The organism is Aquisphaera insulae, from assembly GCF_011064615.1.
GTDB lineage: Bacteria > Planctomycetota > Planctomycetia > Isosphaerales > Isosphaeraceae > Aquisphaera > Aquisphaera insulae.
This window is the reverse complement of the sequence record NZ_JAALJH010000021.1, coordinates 54591-70517: the sequence shown is the minus strand read 5'-3', so window position 1 is coordinate 70517 and position 15927 is coordinate 54591. Positions and strand designations below refer to the sequence as shown.

The 15927-nt window shown below is 68.1% G+C and carries 15 protein-coding genes; 8 read left to right on the top strand and 7 right to left on the bottom strand.

Annotated elements, in window-relative coordinates:
• Positions 1-88: 88 nt before the first annotated feature.
• The 7 genes from G6O54_RS13940 to G6O54_RS13910 form a co-directional block, all read right to left on the bottom strand.
• Complete coding sequence (locus G6O54_RS13940) at positions 89-403, bottom strand: EutN/CcmL family microcompartment protein (protein WP_165226251.1); 315 nt, start codon at positions 401-403, stop codon at positions 89-91.
• Positions 404-467: 64 nt separating this feature from the next.
• A complete protein-coding gene (locus tag G6O54_RS13935) occupies positions 468-1676 on the bottom strand; it encodes an acetate/propionate family kinase (protein ID WP_165226282.1) in 1209 nt (402 codons plus the stop codon).
• A 2-nt stretch (positions 1677-1678) separates the two neighbouring features.
• Positions 1679-1957: a BMC domain-containing protein gene (locus tag G6O54_RS13930; protein WP_165226250.1), complete on the bottom strand. Its 279-nt coding sequence runs from the start codon at positions 1955-1957 to the stop codon at positions 1679-1681.
• A gap of 31 nt (positions 1958-1988) precedes the next feature.
• Positions 1989-2303, bottom strand: a complete 315-nt coding sequence (locus tag G6O54_RS13925; protein ID WP_165226249.1) for a BMC domain-containing protein — start codon at positions 2301-2303, stop codon at positions 1989-1991.
• Between the two features lie 4 nt (positions 2304-2307).
• On the bottom strand, positions 2308-2613 hold the full coding sequence (locus G6O54_RS13920) for a BMC domain-containing protein (RefSeq protein ID WP_165226281.1): 306 nt from the start codon (positions 2611-2613) through the stop codon (positions 2308-2310).
• A gap of 102 nt (positions 2614-2715) precedes the next feature.
• Positions 2716-3408: a PduL/EutD family phosphate acyltransferase gene (locus G6O54_RS13915; RefSeq protein ID WP_165226248.1), complete on the bottom strand. Its 693-nt coding sequence runs from the start codon at positions 3406-3408 to the stop codon at positions 2716-2718.
• Positions 3405-4238 (bottom strand): DeoR/GlpR family DNA-binding transcription regulator, encoded by an 834-nt coding sequence (locus G6O54_RS13910; protein ID WP_165226247.1) that lies wholly within the window; start codon positions 4236-4238, stop codon positions 3405-3407. The genes G6O54_RS13915 and G6O54_RS13910 overlap by 4 nt, the downstream gene beginning before the upstream one ends.
• 199 nt (positions 4239-4437) lie before the next feature.
• Here G6O54_RS13910 and mutM point away from each other — a divergent pair, with 199 nt between their 5' ends.
• The 8 genes from mutM (at position 4438) to G6O54_RS13870 (ending at position 15773) form a co-directional block, all read left to right on the top strand.
• On the top strand, positions 4438-5292 hold the full coding sequence (gene mutM / locus G6O54_RS13905; protein ID WP_165226246.1) for a DNA-formamidopyrimidine glycosylase: 855 nt from the start codon (positions 4438-4440) through the stop codon (positions 5290-5292).
• Positions 5293-5650: 358 nt separating this feature from the next.
• Positions 5651-6520 (top strand): phosphate/phosphite/phosphonate ABC transporter substrate-binding protein, encoded by an 870-nt coding sequence (locus G6O54_RS13900; RefSeq protein ID WP_165226245.1) that lies wholly within the window; start codon positions 5651-5653, stop codon positions 6518-6520.
• A complete protein-coding gene (locus tag G6O54_RS13895) occupies positions 6517-6912 on the top strand; it encodes a sugar dehydrogenase complex small subunit (RefSeq protein WP_165226244.1) in 396 nt (131 codons plus the stop codon). The genes G6O54_RS13900 and G6O54_RS13895 overlap by 4 nt, the downstream gene beginning before the upstream one ends.
• Positions 6913-6918: 6 nt before the next feature.
• Complete coding sequence (locus G6O54_RS13890) at positions 6919-8592, top strand: GMC family oxidoreductase (RefSeq protein ID WP_165226243.1); 1674 nt, start codon at positions 6919-6921, stop codon at positions 8590-8592.
• 34 nt (positions 8593-8626) lie between these two features.
• Complete coding sequence (locus G6O54_RS13885) at positions 8627-9805, top strand: ferritin-like domain-containing protein (RefSeq protein WP_165226242.1); 1179 nt, start codon at positions 8627-8629, stop codon at positions 9803-9805.
• Between the two features lie 27 nt (positions 9806-9832).
• Positions 9833-12622, top strand: coding sequence for a phospholipase D-like domain-containing protein (locus G6O54_RS13880; RefSeq protein ID WP_165226241.1), 2790 nt, complete (start codon positions 9833-9835; stop codon positions 12620-12622).
• A gap of 34 nt (positions 12623-12656) precedes the next feature.
• A complete protein-coding gene (locus G6O54_RS13875) occupies positions 12657-13856 on the top strand; it encodes a trypsin-like serine peptidase (protein WP_165226240.1) in 1200 nt (399 codons plus the stop codon).
• 21 nt (positions 13857-13877) lie between these two features.
• Positions 13878-15773, top strand: coding sequence for a trypsin-like serine peptidase (locus G6O54_RS13870; protein ID WP_165226239.1), 1896 nt, complete (start codon positions 13878-13880; stop codon positions 15771-15773).
• Positions 15774-15927: the final 154 nt, after the last annotated feature.

Below are 15927 nucleotides of genomic sequence, written 5' to 3'. Positions count from 1 at the left end.
CGAAGGGGGCACGGTTGGGTTCACGAGTGTTCCGGGGGGAGTCCGCTTGCGTCGGCTCGACGAGGCGATGGTGGCGGCTCGGTCGGCATCATCCACCCCTGGCGGAGAAGACCACCTTGCCGGCGACGTCCACCGTGTCGACCAGGCCGATCACGACGGCGTCGATGGGGAGCTTCTCGGTCTCCGGCGTGAGTCGGGCCGAGGAGCCCTGGCAGACGAGGACCATCTCGTCGAGTCCGGCCCCGAGCGAATCGACCACGACGAAAGACCGCCCGGTGGGGACGAGCCTGCCCGAGCCCTTGTCGTCGACCCGATAGGGTTCCACGACCAGGAGCTTGTGTCCCGTCATCGAGGCCACCTTCTGGGTGGCCACCACGCTGCCGGTCACTCGGGCCAGGAACATCGGCGGGCGGTCCTTTTCTGATCTTCGGCCCGATCCATCCGGGGGGATCGATCGGGCCGGGGCTTCAATCCATGGACGTCCTGCCGGAGTCGAGCAGGGCACGGCTCTGGCGGGCGACGACCAGCTCCTCGTTGGTGGGGACGGTCCAGACCTGGACGCGGGAGCTCGAGGCGGAGACCTTCCGCTCGGCGTCTCCGGATGCGTTCAGGCTCGGATCGAGCTCGATGCCGAACCAGCCCAGGCCGCGGCAGACTTCCTCGCGGATTCGCGAGGAGTTCTCGCCGATGCCGCCGGTGAAGGCGATCACGTCCACGCCCCCCAGGGCGACCATGAAGGCGCCCAGGTAGTGGCGTATCGAGTCGACGAAGACGCCGATGGCAAGCTCCGCGCGGGGGTCGCCGCCGGCCGCGGCCGCCTCGATGTCCCGCAGGTCGCGGGCCTCGCAGAGGCCGTGGAGGCCCGAGTGGTTGGCCAGGACGTCGAGGATCTCCTCGAGGCTCTTGCCGGTCTCACGGAGCAGGGGGGGCAGCGCGAAGACGTCGAACTCGCCGACGCGGTTGTTGTGCGGCAGGCCCGATTGCGGGCTCATGCCCAGGCTGCACGCGACCGACTTGCCGCCGTCGATGGCGGCGAGCGAGGAGCTGCCGCCCAGGTGGCAGGAGATGATCTTGAGGTCCTTCCGGCCCCCCAGCAGCTCGGGCACGCGCCAGGAGATGTAGCGGTGGCTGGCCCCGTGGAAGCCCCATTTCCGCACGCCCAGCTCGGTCGCCCAGGCGTCCGGGATGGCGTAGCGTTGGCGCGCCTCGGGGATGGTCCGGTGGAACCCGGTTTCGAAGGCCGCCACCAGCGGGAGCTTCGGGAACCGGTCCCGGAGCATCCGCATGGCCTTCGTGTAGGGGGGATTGTGGGCGGGGGCCACGTCGGCGAAGGCCTCCATCGCCTCCAGCACCGCGTCGTCGACGAGGTGCACGCCGGTCAGGTTGCGGGCGTGCACGGCCTTGAAGCCGATGGCCGTCACCTCGGAGGCATCGGCGAGGACGCCGATCTCCGGGTCGGTCAACTGCTCCAGGCAGAGCTGCACGGCGTCGCCGTGGTCCTTCACGAGCTGCGCGGATTCCCGCTCGCCCCTCGCCGTCTTGACGACGACGCGGGCGGACGGGGAACCGATCCGCTCGATCCCGCCGCGGGCCAGCACCGGCTCGGCCGGGTCGGAGAGGTCGAACAGGCGATACTTGAAGCTCGTGGATCCGAGGTTGGCGATGAGGACCTTCACCATCAGCCTCCTGCGAACTGCGAGACGACGACGGCGTCCGGACGCGGAATGACGTGCGCGGCCCGCAGCTCGCCGATCTTGGACGCCGCCTCGGCGCCGGCCTCGACGGCCGCGCGGACGCTGCTGACGTCGCCCCGGACCATCACGCTCACGACGCCGCCGTCGAGCTTGATGACGGAGCTGGCGACCTGGACGGTCGCCGCCTTGAGCATGGCATCGACGGCACTGATCAGGCCGACCAGGCCCATGGTCTCGATCAGGCCCAGCGCGTTCCCGTTCATCGTGGACTGCTCCTGTGGAGTGCGTGAGGGATCAGCCCAAGAAGGCGGCCAGGACGCTCTCGTCCGGCCGCGGGATGACGTGGGCGCTGACGAGCTCGCCGACGCGGGTGGCGGCCTCGGCGCCGGCCTCGACGGCCGCGCGGATGCTGCCGACGTCGCCCCGGACGATCGTCGTCACGAACCCGCCGCCGACCTGGACGCGGCCGGCCAGTTGCACGTTGGCGGCCTTGAGCATGGCGTCGGTGGCCTCGATCATGCTGACCAGCCCCTTGGTCTCGATCAGGCCCACGGCGTCGCCGATGTTGAGCCCGGGGATGCCGGAAGTCGGGCGTTGGAGCGTGGTCATGGGCTCAGCTCCCCCTCTTCTTGGCGCCGTCGCTGGTGGTGGCCGCCGCCTTGGCCTTGGCGAAGGTGAGGACGCCGCCGAGGTCCTCGTGCGGGCGGGGGATGACCTGGACGGAGACGACCTCGCCGATCCGGCTGGCCGCCGCGGCGCCCGCGTCCACGGCCGCCTTGACCGCGGCCACGTCGCCCGCCACGAAGGCGGTCACGAGTCCGCTGCCGACCTTGTCCCAGCCGACGAGCTCGACGTTGGCCGCCTTGAGCATGGCGTCGCTGGCTTCCACGAGGGCGACGAAGCCCTTCGTCTCGATCATGCCGAGTGCTTCGAGTGATGATGAGGCCACGTCAGGCCCTCCTTCCGCGGTTTGAAGTCATCTGTCGTCTACTCCGATCGCTGTCGATGTCGCCGTCAGCCGTCACGCCTTCGTCAGGATCACGTTGGTCGCGTGCGCCAGGTCGCAGGCATTGGCCTCGTCGGTGTCGATGTGAACCTCGAGCTTCCAGTCCGGGTGGGTCCGCACGAGGAGCCCCTCGAGCGTGGACGGGCAGGGGCTCTCCACCCGCATGTTCATGCGGTCGAGGTGTTTCACGCCGTAATACTCGGCGTCCTTCGGCCCCATGTGGACGTGACGCTCGGCCCGGATGACCCCCTGCTTCATCATCAGCGAGCCCTTGGGCCCGATCAGGAGGCAGCCCGGCGTCCCCTCGATGTCGCCCGACAGCCGAACCGGGATGTCGAGCCCCAGGCTGATGGAATCCGTGAAGGACAGTTCCACCTGGCTGAACTTGCGGCAGGGGCCGAGGATCCGGACCCCGGGGATCATCCGCTGGCGGGTGCCGACCACGGCCACGGTCTCATTGGAGGCGAAGTCGGTGGCCTGATAGAGGGTCTTCATCGGCGTGAGCTGATAGCCCTTGCCGAAGAGCACGTCCACGTCTTCCTGGGTCAGGTGGCAATGCCGCGCCGAGATGTTCACGACGAGCTTCGGCGGCGGGGCCGCGGGCCGTGCCTGGTCGTTGGCGCCGGCGGGGGCCTGCCCGTTGAGCTGCTTGAGGATGATCGATCGGACCAGGTCCTCGACCCGGTCGCGGCTCAACGTCGCGCTCATTCCTCGGTCCTCGCCTTCTTGGTGCGATGGGGGCCGGCGACCGCCGTCCCGTTGATGGCGACGGTCCCCTCCGGCACGGCAACCTCGACCTTCACCCCGGCGGCCTCGACGGCCTCCCGGGACGCGTCCGGGATGGCCCGGTCCGTGACCAGCCGATGGATCTCGCCCAGCCCGCAGAGCCGAGACAGGGCCATGCGGCCGAATTTGGTGTAGTCGGCGACGATGATGACCTCCTGCCCGCAGGCCATCATCTGCCGCTCGGTCTCGACCAGGAGCAGGTTGGAGTTGTACACGCCGTCGGCGACGATCCCCCCCGCGCCCAGGATCGCCCGGCGGACCCGGATGCCTTCCATCGTCGCGATCGCCAGCGGCCCGAGTGCCACCCCCGTCCGCGGATAGATATAGCCGCCGATGAGGATCAGATCGGTCTGCTGGCTGGAGGCCAGGAGCTGCGCGATCGGCAGGCTGTTGGTCACCACCTGGACCCTCCGTCCCAGGAGCGCCCGGGCCACCTCCAGGGTCGTCGTGCCGCCGTCGAGCAGGACGCTGTCCTCATCCTCGATGAGGGCGGCCGTCGCCCGCCCGATCGCCCGCTTCTCGGCCACGGCCGTGAAGCTCCGATCCTCGAGCGCCGGCATGGCGCGGACCTCGCCGGCGTAGACCGCGCCCCCGTGGGTCCGCTTCACCGAACCCGCCCCATCGAGCGCCTCGAGGTCCCGCCGCACGGTGCTCTCGGAGACGCGCAACGCCTGGACCAGTTCCTCCAGGGTCGCGGAACCCTGACGGGTGACCAGGTCCAGCAGGCGACGACGACGCGTCTCGACGAGCATGAGAACTCCGGATTGACCTTCAACCTCGCACGAACTCCCACAATTCTTCAGCGGATTTCATGAGTTGTCAAGAACCATCATGCTCCGTGAGAGATTTTGGAAGAAGTTGACTGAATATGGTGATCCTGTCGGATGGCGCTGTCGGTGTCTAGAATGAGGGATCGGGAGGATCATCCGCGCGTGGTCGGAAGGACGAGCGATGCCTGAGCTGCCGGAGGTAGAGACGATGGTCCGCGGCCTGCGCCCGGCCCTGGAAGGCCGTCGAATCGCGCGCATCGACGTCCACGATCCGTCGATGCTCCGCGGCTGCGATGCCCGGGAGTTGCGGCGGCAGGGGCGCAATGCGGTCGTCGCGAGCGTGGGGCGCCGGGGCAAGTGGGTGGTGATTGTCCTCGCCGATCACCGGGGGATGATCGTCATCCAGCCCCGGATGACTGGAGGGTTTTGGCTCGCGGAGCCGGCCCGACCTGAACACGTCCGCCTCTCGATCCGCCTGGCGAATGCCGGGGAGATCGTCCGGTATTGCGACGCGAGGCGGCTGGGCCGGATCCACTGGTTCGCCGAGGAGGCGGAGGCCGAGCGGGCCTTCGCGCAGTCGCATGGTCCCGATGCCCTGGAGATCGCCGCCGAGGATCTGGCGGCTCGCCTCAAGAAGACGCGACGGGCGATCAAGCCGACGCTCATGGATCAGAAGGTGCTGGCGGGGATCGGCAACATCTACGCGGACGAGGTGCTCCATGCGTCGGGCATTCACCCCGAGCGTGTCTCGTCGGGGCTGACGCGGGAGGAGTCCGGGCGGATCCACGCGGCGATCGGCCGGATCCTGGCCATCGCCATCGAGGCGGAGGGCTCGAGCTTCGACGCCGGCTACCGGACCGTCCTGGGCCTGGAGGGGGGATTCCTCGCGATCAACTCCGCCTACGGGCGGGGCGGGGAACCGTGCCGCACGTGCGGGGATCCGATCGTCAAGACGCGGATCGCGGGGCTGATCGGCCGGCCGACCTACTTCTGCCCGAGCTGCCAGCCGAGGAGACCAACGAGGCGGAGGCGATGAGTCCCCATCGGAACGGAGACCCTTCCAAGCATCTCGGGGCTCTTCCTTGGAAAACCGCGATAGTCGCGGATCCGAGTGAGAGACTTCTTGATCATGGATGTGACCTCGGGTAGATGTACTATGTCCACACGTGCAAGGAAAAGCTCTTCGCTCCCCAGGAGCGCGAAACGGTATGAATCAGCGGGAGCGCGGCAGCCGTCGGCGTACCGGATTGGGTTCCCAGTCTCTGGTCGTACACCCACGACGGCGTCAACCGTTCGGGCAGTTCATGGCAGGCTCGATTCGCCAACCCGATATTGGGTCTATCGGACACTGAGGGGAACTTGAGGGTTTCGGCCAGTCTCTTGGGAGCTAGGGGATGAAACTCCGCCTGAGCTACTACCCTGACATCACCCAGCACCGGACACCGAAGGAGGTCCGCGATGCGGTCGAGACGTTCGCCTCGGCGCTGGCGGTGGAGCTGGCAAACACGGTCGAAGGCGCGACGATCGACGTCCTGAACGTCGTCTCGGTGCGCGAGCAGACTGCGATGATCGCGGACGGGGGATGTGAGATCGGCCTGATTAAGCCCTCCGCCTACGTCTATGCTCATCGCCGCAATCCGAACGTCCTTCCCGCCGCGGTCGCCCTGCGGGTCATCGACGGCAAGCCGGGCGATCGCTATTTCGCCCAGATTTACACGCACACGGACAGCGGGATCCGAACCATCCACGACCTCAAGAATCGGTGCACAGGCGCACTCGCCCAGCGGCCGACGATCGGTTTCGGCGATCCGTTCTCCACGGCGAATTTCCTGGTGCCGGCGGCCTTGCTGCTGGACCACGGGTTGCATCCGTTCACCCGGTTCCGGATGGTGCGCTACTGCGGCGGACATGATGGCGTTGCCCGGGCCGTGTATTCCCGAGAGGTGGACATCGGGGCCGGACACGACGGTGTGATCGTGGATCTGGCACGGCAACCCGGTTACGCGGACGCGGGGCAGAAGCTGGCGAGGCTCGACCGCGTCTTCATCCACAGCGACCCGGTCGCCGTCAACCTTGAACCCCATCTTCGCGAGGCGATCACCCGGGCGATGCTGACCATCGCGGGCCGGGAAGAGATCAAGCAGGCGCTCGATATTTTCTGGGGGGCTGTCGTGGGGCTGGGCCCGATCCGGCACGAGAATTACAACTCGGTGGCCACGGCGATCGATCGCCTGGGGATCCCTGAAGCGGACATCCTGGTATGACGCCAGTGGATCGGTTCCTCTGCCTGTCCGAGGCACTCACCGGGTTCGCACCGCTGGACCGGGCCCTGGCTGAGGAATACCTCGGACGCATCGAGGCCGCGCCGGAGGGGGCGAACCTGCCGGACCTGCTCGACGAATTCGACGCCATCGTGGCCGCAGAGGGCGGCGCCGGCGCCGCCATCACGGCCCGGATCATGAATGTCCCCCGGTTCCAGCAGACGGCTCAGGTCGTCATCCTGCTCTGGTATCTCGGCGAGATTCGCGGGCAGCGGCCGGCGGGCGGTCGCCCCGAGCACTACTTCTCGGGCCTTTTCTGGGACGTCATCAGCGCCCATCCGCCGGGGCTCTCGGGCGGCTACTTCGGACACTGGACCTATCCCCCCGACAACTGAGCGATCATGAATGATCCGGCAGTGACCCATGATGTCGTTGTCATCGGTGCCGGCGTATGTGGCGCGATCGCCGCCTGGCGGCTGGCGCGAGCGGGGGCCCGCGTCCTCATGCTGGAGGCCGGCCCGGCGGACTCGGATCGCACGGCGATGGTCGGGCGGTTCGCCGCCGCGCTGCCCAGGCAGACGGGCTCGCCGTATGCCGATCCCGACGTCGAACGTTTCGCCCCGACCGAGGACAACCACGCCGGCACGTCAGACGGGGCGTATTACGACCAACGCGGGACGGTCAGGTTCCAGAGCACGTATGTGCGGAGGGCCGGCGGGTCGACCTGGCATTTCCTGGGCAACATGCCGCGGTTCTTGCCGGCCGACTTCGAGCTGCACGACCGCTACCGGGTTGGCCGCAACTGGCCCATCCGTTACGCCGACCTGGAGGAGGACTACTGCACGGCGGAGGAGTGGATCGGAGTTGCCGGCGACCACGACGAGTGGAACTCCCCCGAACTCGGCCACCGGAGCCGGCCATTCCCCATGTCGCGGATCTGGCCGTCGTACGGAGACCGGGTCGTCGCCGAGCGGTTGATCGGCCTGCGGATCGACGGCAAGCCCGTGCGGTTGATGTCCACGCCGCAGGCCCGCAACGCCCGCACTTACGACGGTCGGCCGGCGTGCGCCGGCAACTCCATCTGCGTGCCCATCTGCCCGATCCAAGCGAAATACGACGCCACGGTCCACGTGGCCAAGGCGATCAAGGCCGGAGCCGAGCTGCGCGACCGGGCGGTCGTGACCCGGATCGACCGGGTCGACGGGTCGGCCGAAGTCGGCGAGGTCCACTACCTCCGGTGGGACGGTCGGACTGTACAGCCAGGGTCGGCACGCGGCCGGCTCGTCGTCATGGCCGCCCACACCATCGAGTCGGCCAAGATCCTCCTGCTGTCCGGACTGGCCACGACCAGCGGCGAGGTCGGTCGGAACCTGATGGACCATCTCCAGGGGTCGGTCTTCTGCTACGCTCCCCAGCCGGTCTACCCGTTCCGCGGCCCGCCGACGACGTCCGGGATCGATCGATTCCGCGACGGCACGTTCCGTCGCCGGCACGCCGCGTTTCGGTTGTCCCTGGGGAACGACGGCTGGGGACGCAACGCCCCTCCCGACGAACGACTGCTCGACCTGGTCCGGGACCGCAAACTACACGGCCGCGGCCTCAGGGACGAGGTGCGCAACATGTTCACCCGGATGATTCGGTTCAGCTTCTCGACCGAGATGCTGCCGGACTCGGCCAATCGGGTCGAGTTGAGCAGCAAGAGGGATGTCCTTGAAATCCCGCGTCCGGCCCTGACGTTCGCCCTCAGCCCGTACAATCGGGCGGCGTTTGACGCGGCGAGGAAGGTCTGCAAGCGGATCTTCAGGCACATCGGGGGGACGGGTATCGACTTCCTCCCCAAGGGGGATGTGTTCAGCGGGGCCGGGCACATCATCGGCACGTGCCGGATGGGGGCCGACCCGTCCGACTCGGTCGTCGATTCCTACGGCCGTTGCCATGACCACCCCAATTTGTTCGTCCTCGGCTCGGCCGTCTTCCCGACCAGCGGGACGGCGAACCCGACACTCACGGCCGCCGCGTTGACGGTCCGTAGCCTGCGAGCGATCGCCGCCGACCTCCATCTGACATCCGTGTGACCCCATGCGCTCCGCCCCCCCGGATCGATCCGAATTGTTGCTGCTGCTCAGCGAGGCGTGCGAGCTCGAGCACGGACTCGCCTGCGCCTACCTCTACGCCGCGTTCTCGCTGAAGCAGGACCTGGCCGAGGGGGGAATGACGTGGGACCAGCAGCAGAAGGTGCGGCTGTGGGCGGCCCAGATCCACCAAGTCGCCGCCGAGGAGATGCTCCACCTGGCCAGCGCTTGGAATCTGCAAGCGGCCATCGGAGGCGTGCCGTGGTACGGGCGGCCCAATTTCCCGCAGTCGTCCGACTATTACCCGCTGCACCTGCCGCTCGAGGCGCTGCCGTTCAGCCTGACGACCCTGGATCGGTTCCTCGACTTCGAGCGGCCGACCAATCCCCACTTGCCGCCGCTGCCGACGGCACCGCACGACCCCGCCCGGGACTTCCGATCGGTCGGCGAGTTGTATCGGACCATACAGGCCGGCATCCTCGCCCGTCCCGAGGCCGAGCTCTTCATCGGCAACCCGGCACACCAGGTCGGGCCGGAGCTCATGGACTTTCCCGACCTGATTCGGGTGGTGGGGCAAAAATCCGCCTGCGAGGCGATCGAGACGATCGTCACGCAGGGGGAAGGTTGCGGGCCGGACGCCCCGGACAGCCACTATGCCATCTTCCGGCGGATCCGCCGCGAGTATTTGGAGGAATCGCTGCGGGCCGAGCAGAACGATGCCGCCTTCGATCCGGTGCGGCCCTGCGTCGGCAACCCGACCGTATGGCGGCAGGCCCATCTCGGGGCGCCGAACGCGCGGCTCGTGACGGATCCGCTCACCGCTGGGGCCGTCGCCGCCTTCGATTCGGTCTATTCGCTGATGCTCCGACTCCTCCAGTACGTCTTCGACAGCGCGACCGGCGACGTGCCGGTCCTGCGGGCGTTCTCGTCCGCCTCGCTCCAGTTGATGACGACCGTGATCAAGCCCCTGGGAGAGGCTCTGGCGGTGATGCCCGCCGGGCCCGAGTACGGAATGGCCACGGCCGGGCCGTCTTTCACGCTCGGCCGATTGGTCCCGCTGCCGCACGAGCCCCGGGTCGCCCTTCGCGTCGCCGAGGAGAAACTTGCCCGGTGCCGCAAGCGGCTGACGGAACTCGCGGGAGACCCCGCCACCCCGGCGCGGCTCCGCACGGCCGCCGAACGGCTTGCCGTCATCAGGTTGCAACCCGTGTCGTGAAACCCGCCTGCGCCGGAGGATTCGACCGTGGACCATGACCGCCGTGCCTCCCAGCGTGCCGCCCACAACGAGGATTTCGTCAACCGCCTGATCGCCCGACGACCGGAGCTCCGGGACCAGTACCAGAGGTCCCTCGCCCCGAAAACTGCCCAGGCCGAATCGACCACTCGGGACGGTCGGCGCCGCGCCCGGGAGCGGGTCCTGGAGACGATCGTCAACGACGAGAGGCCCGTCCTGTTCGTCCGAGGTAGGTCGTTCGACACGGCCGAGGTCGCGGCGCTCGGCCCCGAGGCCGTCGACCTGGTCCGGCAGCTCGACGCGGCGTCGAACAGGCTGGCGCCCGTGCTGCCGCTGGTCGGGCGGATCGACGTCGTCAACTTCCCCGGTACCGACTTCGTCGGCACCGCATGGTTCGTGGCCGAGGATATCGTGGTCACCAACCGCCATGTGGCCTCGCTGATCGCGCTCTGGGACGGGCGGAGGTTCGCCTTCAGCTCGCGCATCGCGGGGCAGCCAATCCAGGCGTCCTGGTGCTACTCCCACGAGTATGACGACCCACCGCCGCGGCCCGAGGAGGTCCTCGCGATCCAGGAAGTGCTCTACATCGAGCCCGAGTCGGGCCCAAACGACATCGCCTTCCTCCGGGTGGCGCGGCGGGCCGCCGACGGCACGCCGCGGTTCATCCCGATCGCCGCCACCGATGCCGGCGTGGATGTGCCGGTCTGCGTCGTCGGCTTCCCGGCGCGGGCGAGTCGTCGGGTCATCCCCGATCAGGCGCTGATGGAGCGATTGTATCGCGGCAAGTTCGACGTCAAACGGGCGGCCCCCGGGCTGGGCATGGGGACGCGGGGCGGGGCGATGGAGCACGACTGCACGACGCTCGGCGGGAACTCGGGCTCGGTCGTGCTCGACCTGAAAGGGAACGCCGTCGGCCTCCACTTCGCCGGGTTGTACCAGGAGGCCAACTATGCGGTCCGGGCCACGACGCTCTCGGAATACATCCGCCGCGAGCGGTGGCGGCAACCGCCGGACATCCGCGAGATTCCGCCCCCCGCCGCACCGCCCCCCGACCGAGCGCCGGTGGTCCTGGCCGGGACGCCGCCGGGCGCTGTCGGCGTCATGATCCCGCTGACGCTGACCCTTTCGTTGGGGACGCCGGTCGTCCTCGGGGCGGGGACTCCGGCGACGGCTGGGCTTCCGGCGACGGGCGACGAGCCGTCGATCCCGACGGTGGCGCAGACCGAGGAGGCGGTCCGGGCGTTCTGGGCCTCGCGGCCGGCGGACGTCGTGGCGGCCCGCGTCGGCTTCGAGGACGTCGATGGGCGGATCGGCGATCGCCCGTTCGTGGCCGCGTCCGTCCGCCCCGACCGGCTCGCCGCCGCGCGAGGGGCCGGCCCGTCCCGGGTGCTGGGCGTGCCGGTCCACTACTTCCCGGCCGATGTGGCCGAGCAGGTCGAGGCACTCCCCGCCCAGGAGGCCGTCGAGGAAATCGCCTACGACGACGACGCCCGGACCGGCCCAGAGTTCTCGTTCGATCCGATCGAGGAGGAGATGGAGCTGATCCTGCACGTCGGCCCCGAGTACTCCTGGGAGAAGCTCGAGGAGTTCCTCGACGGCACCGGCGACGGGCTGACCGCCTCGATGTTCGAGTTCCACGCCACCCACATCAAGGACGCGATCCAGGCTCGGCTCGAGGCGGGGACGAAGCTCCGGCTGGTGCTGGACTACCGGACGTTCTCGCGGTTTGACGGCGGCGAGGGCGAATTCGACCGGGTCGCCGTGTTCGAGGAATGGGCGGATCGATTCCACTTCCACCGCATCGTCGCGCCGGGCGGGGGCAACGGACTGATGGCCAAGTCGTATCACACGAAGGTCGCCGTGCGGGACGATGGCAAGTTCTGGCTGTCGTCGGGAAACTGGAAACCCGACTCGAGTCAGCCGATCGTGACCCAGGACCAGCGCGACAACGCAGCCGACGAGGACCTCCCGGGCAATCGCGAATGGCATGTGGTCGTGACCAACTCCACGCTGGCAGATCGATTCCGCAACCACATCGTCCAGGACTACCTCCGGTCGGAGGAACTCGGCGGCCGGGAATTGCCCCAAAGTCAGCTCGACGAGTCGTTCGTCCTGGCGCCCATGGAGGAGGAAGTCGAGCTGGAACGCCGGCCGCCGGGCCGGGTCAAGCCGCCGCGGACGATCCGCGGTCGCATTCGCGTCAGACCGCTGATGACGCCCGATCGCGAGGGGGCGGTCTATTCGGAGGCCGTGTTGGAGCTGATCCGGTCCGCCCGGCGAAGCCTGCTCTTTCAGATTCCGTACATCGGAATGCCGTCAAATCCGCGCGTCCGGCGAGGATTCATCGACGACCTGATCGACGCCCTGACGACGAAAATGAAGACGCTCGACGATGCCCGGGTCATCCTCCGATCGGGGGTCAGGGGGAGCAAGGATTTCTCCTCACCGACCCACACCGCATGGTATTTCAAGTCGAAGGACGTGGATATCGCCAATCGGCTCCGGGGGATGGAGGACCACCACACCAAGGGGATGATCGTGGACGGACAACGGATCCTGATCGGGAGCCATAACTGGAGCAAGCCCGGGGTGACCCTCAACCGGGACGCCTCGCTGATCTTCGACAATGTGGATGTGGCCGGATACTACGCCGATGCGTTCGAGCTCGACTGGCAGCGTGCGTCACCGATCCGCCCACGACGGTTCGTGCCTGAATTCGCGATGACCGAGTCCGTCGGCTTCGCCTCGGTGCCGAGGTTCCGACGGGTCTGGCTGTCGGATCTGGGGGCCGACGATTGAGATCCGTTCCGTCCCTCCGAAACCGGGGATTTCCATGCTAGACGACTCCGTCAGCGATCGGCTGCGACGGCTCCGCTCGATGATGCCCGCGGGCCGGGGGGAGTTCGCCGACCTGGAATCGATGCCAGGCCCGGCGCCGGTGGACGACGGGCCGATCGACAGGGTGGTCATCCGAGAGATTGTCGGTCGGACCGAGTGCGAGCTCCTCCGCATCGTCAAGGAGTACCTCGACGACGGCCCAGTTGAGAAGGGCCTGGTTGCCGAGATCGTCGAGCGAGGCGACCGGGCCCTGAGGCTGGTCGGCAAGGACGCCGAGTTCGAACGGCGGCCCGAGCTGCTAGCCGACCTGGAGGCCATTATCCGGCCCGACGGCCGGCCGTCGTTCCTGGTCAGGGACGGACGCGTGGATATGCGGAGCAGCCCGCTCGGCCGGTGGGATGATTCTCTTTACGCCGACGAGCACGACCTGGAGAAGGCGATTACCTGCATCGGCCGGATCGACGCCCCGGGGTTGATCGGAGGCTACGCCGGCACCGGAGTGCTGATCCACGATGACCTGATCCTGACCAACCGCCACGTCGTCCAGATGCTGGCCGGGAGAACGATCGGCCTCCTCGGGAATTCGATCGGAGACGCGGCCATCGACTTCGGTCACGAGTATCGGGGTCATGCAACGATCGGTCGCCGCAAGCTCAAGAAGGTCGCTTTCGTCGGCGATCAGCCGGTGGATCCGTACGACGCCGATCATGGCAGGCTTGACCTGGCGGTGATCGAGCTGGAGCCTCCCCCGGCCGGCGGTGGGTCGCGGTTCGTCATGAGCGTGGATGCCGCCCCCGTCAGGGTCGGCGCAGGAGGACCGCCCGTGTATGCGATCGGATACCCTTACCGGCCGGACCCGGGGCTCTACACCCCGACCCTGCTGGACCGGCTGTTCGACCTGCTGTTCGGTTACAAGCGGTTGGCCCCCGGCCAGACGATCGCATCAAGACGCTCAACGGCCGCATGGACGGCGGCCCACGACGCGACGACGCTGGGCGGCAATTCGGGTTCGGCCATCGTCAGGGCCGGCACGTCGCTCGGCCTGCTGGCCATCCATTACGGCGGGACCAGCACCGAGCCGGCCGAGAACTGGGGTCACGTCCTCGGACTGGCCTTGCCCGCCCGGGGCGAGGCGGGCGAGAAACTCCTGGACGCCCTCGACCGGTATCATGTTGAGTTCTCCAATCGCCCGTAGGACGGTCAGGGGATCGCCACCGTGCTCACGCCGAGTCAGATCGCCAGGGCCGTCACCGCCTCGCGCGATGAGTTCGCCGACATCATCCTCCGCGCCCAGAGGGAGGCGGACATCCCCCTGAAGGATCGCCTGTTCCTGGCGGCCATCACCCAGGCGGCCGACGACGCCCAGGCGTTCCAGGACGCGGTGACCCGCGCCAGCCAGGACGGCTGGCTGGATGCCCTGATCGTCGAGCTGATCCTGAGCGACCGCGAGAACGGCGAGCTCCGCGAGGATCGGCTGTCGACCACGAACGATGCCGCGCTCCAGGCGATCGTCAACACGGCCCAGGGCCTCTTCCACCCCGCCGTGGCCTACCGCGGCCTGATGAACAACAGCCGGTGGACGGGGAGTGTCGTCGTGGATGGGGCGCTGACGGGAACCGGGTTGCTCATCGCCCCGCACCTGTTCCTGACGGCCTGGCATGTGGTCGCTACGCTGTTTCGGCGGGATCTCGGCGGGTACGCGCCCATCAAGGACGCGACCGGGCGTCTATGGATCGACTTCGACGTCGTCGCCCTGCCCCGAAGTCAGGGCCTGGCTTATCACCCTGCCCGGCAAGTCCGGCCCCATAGGAACTGGTGCCCGATGTTCCGGCCGTGTCACGATGTTGAGCTCCAGAACACGCTGCCGGCGGATCGGGGTGAACTCGACGGGAAATGGGATTTCGCCATCATCCGGCTCGCCGAGCCGATCGGGCTCGAACGGAGCTGGGCTCCGATGGATGCCCGGATCCCGGTCCCTCGGGCCAGGACGCGTGTCACGATCTTCCAGTACGCGAACGGCGCCGCGCAGCGATACCACGATCACGAGATCGTTGAGGCGGGCGCCGCCGATCGCGAGTTCGTGCCGCGCCTGCGGTTCCTGCATTCGGTCAATGCCAACCACGGTGCTTCCGGCGGGCCGTGCCTCGACCAAGACTTCAACCTGTTCGGAGTGCATCAGGGGGTGTGGCAGAACGGGGGTGGGAATGGGGGGGCCGTCAACCGAGGGGTGCCGACGATGGCCATCTGCAAGACGATCAACGATGACCCGAACAAGTTACCGCCCCTGGACCCGACCGAGGCCCCGATTTGGACCCTGGGAGACGCCTATCCGGATGAACGATTTCGAAATCACCTCGTCCTCGGCTGCGGGAGCTTCCTGACCGACCTGTGGGCCGCGGCGTTGCCGGGAGGCGCCCGCGTCGTGAGTGTCCAGGGATACCCCGGCTCGGGCAAGACGTGGCGGGCTCGTGCCGCTGAGGTCGTGCTGCCCGTCGCCAACCACCTCAAGCTCCCCCTCGATGCTCCGGTGGACGTGGCCCGGTCGGCAGAGGAGTTCGCTCGACACCTCTGCAGCCGGGCCGGTTCGGAGCTGCCGACCCTCCCGGCCGCGGAGAAGACGGATTCGACTCGCTCGAACTGGTACAAGGATGTCCTCGTGCCGGCCATCATCGCGAGGCTTGATGCCGCCCGGCAGGGCCGGCTAGCCTGGGTGATCCTAAGGGACCTGAATTCCTGCCGCGTGTTCGGCGAGGGTACGTCTCAAGTGCTCTACCTGCTGTACCAGCAAGCACTGACCAACCCGTGGTTGCGGTTCCTCCTCGATGGGATGGAGGGGAACCTGGCCGAGGACCTCCGGCTGGCCGCGAAGATACATTCCGTCTCGGCGATCTCCAGGAGTGACGTGCTGCAATACCTCCGCCAGAGAGTCGTCCAGGTCGGACTGGATCCTGGCGCGCTCGGCCTCCCCGCCCGCGCAAGGGGCCTGCATCAGGACTACCTGGAGCTCTGGAACGACCCGGCCAGGCGGCCGACCGCCGCCCAGAACCTGGCCGTTCGAGTGGCCCTGGCGATCAAGGATTACCTGGATGCCGCCGAGTCCCAAGAAGACTGACCGGAGACCTCCGTGCCTAACGACACCCTGATGACCCAACTGGCGAACCAGGTCGACCGGCGCCTCCGCCTACTGAGTCGGCGGGCTGCGTCCCCCGACTCGCCGCGCCCGGAGATCGCCCCGTCGAAAGTCGAGGAACCCCGACCCCCTGAGC

Coding starts and splice junctions, on each gene's coding strand:
- G6O54_RS13940 (WP_165226251.1), bottom strand. CDS start 403: ATGTTCCTGGCCCGAGTGACCGGCAGCGTGGTGGCCACCCAGAAGGTG.
- G6O54_RS13930 (WP_165226250.1), bottom strand. CDS start 1,957: ATGAACGGGAACGCGCTGGGCCTGATCGAGACCATGGGCCTGGTCGGC.
- G6O54_RS13925 (WP_165226249.1), bottom strand. CDS start 2,303: ATGACCACGCTCCAACGCCCGACTTCCGGCATCCCCGGGCTCAACATC.
- G6O54_RS13920 (WP_165226281.1), bottom strand. CDS start 2,613: ATGATCGAGACGAAGGGCTTCGTCGCCCTCGTGGAAGCCAGCGACGCC.
- G6O54_RS13915 (WP_165226248.1), bottom strand. CDS start 3,408: ATGAGCGCGACGTTGAGCCGCGACCGGGTCGAGGACCTGGTCCGATCG.
- G6O54_RS13910 (WP_165226247.1), bottom strand. CDS start 4,238: ATGCTCGTCGAGACGCGTCGTCGTCGCCTGCTGGACCTGGTCACCCGT.
- mutM (WP_165226246.1), top strand. CDS start 4,438: ATGCCTGAGCTGCCGGAGGTAGAGACGATGGTCCGCGGCCTGCGCCCG.
- G6O54_RS13900 (WP_165226245.1), top strand. CDS start 5,651: ATGAAACTCCGCCTGAGCTACTACCCTGACATCACCCAGCACCGGACA.
- G6O54_RS13895 (WP_165226244.1), top strand. CDS start 6,517: ATGACGCCAGTGGATCGGTTCCTCTGCCTGTCCGAGGCACTCACCGGG.
- G6O54_RS13890 (WP_165226243.1), top strand. CDS start 6,919: ATGAATGATCCGGCAGTGACCCATGATGTCGTTGTCATCGGTGCCGGC.
- G6O54_RS13875 (WP_165226240.1), top strand. CDS start 12,657: ATGCTAGACGACTCCGTCAGCGATCGGCTGCGACGGCTCCGCTCGATG.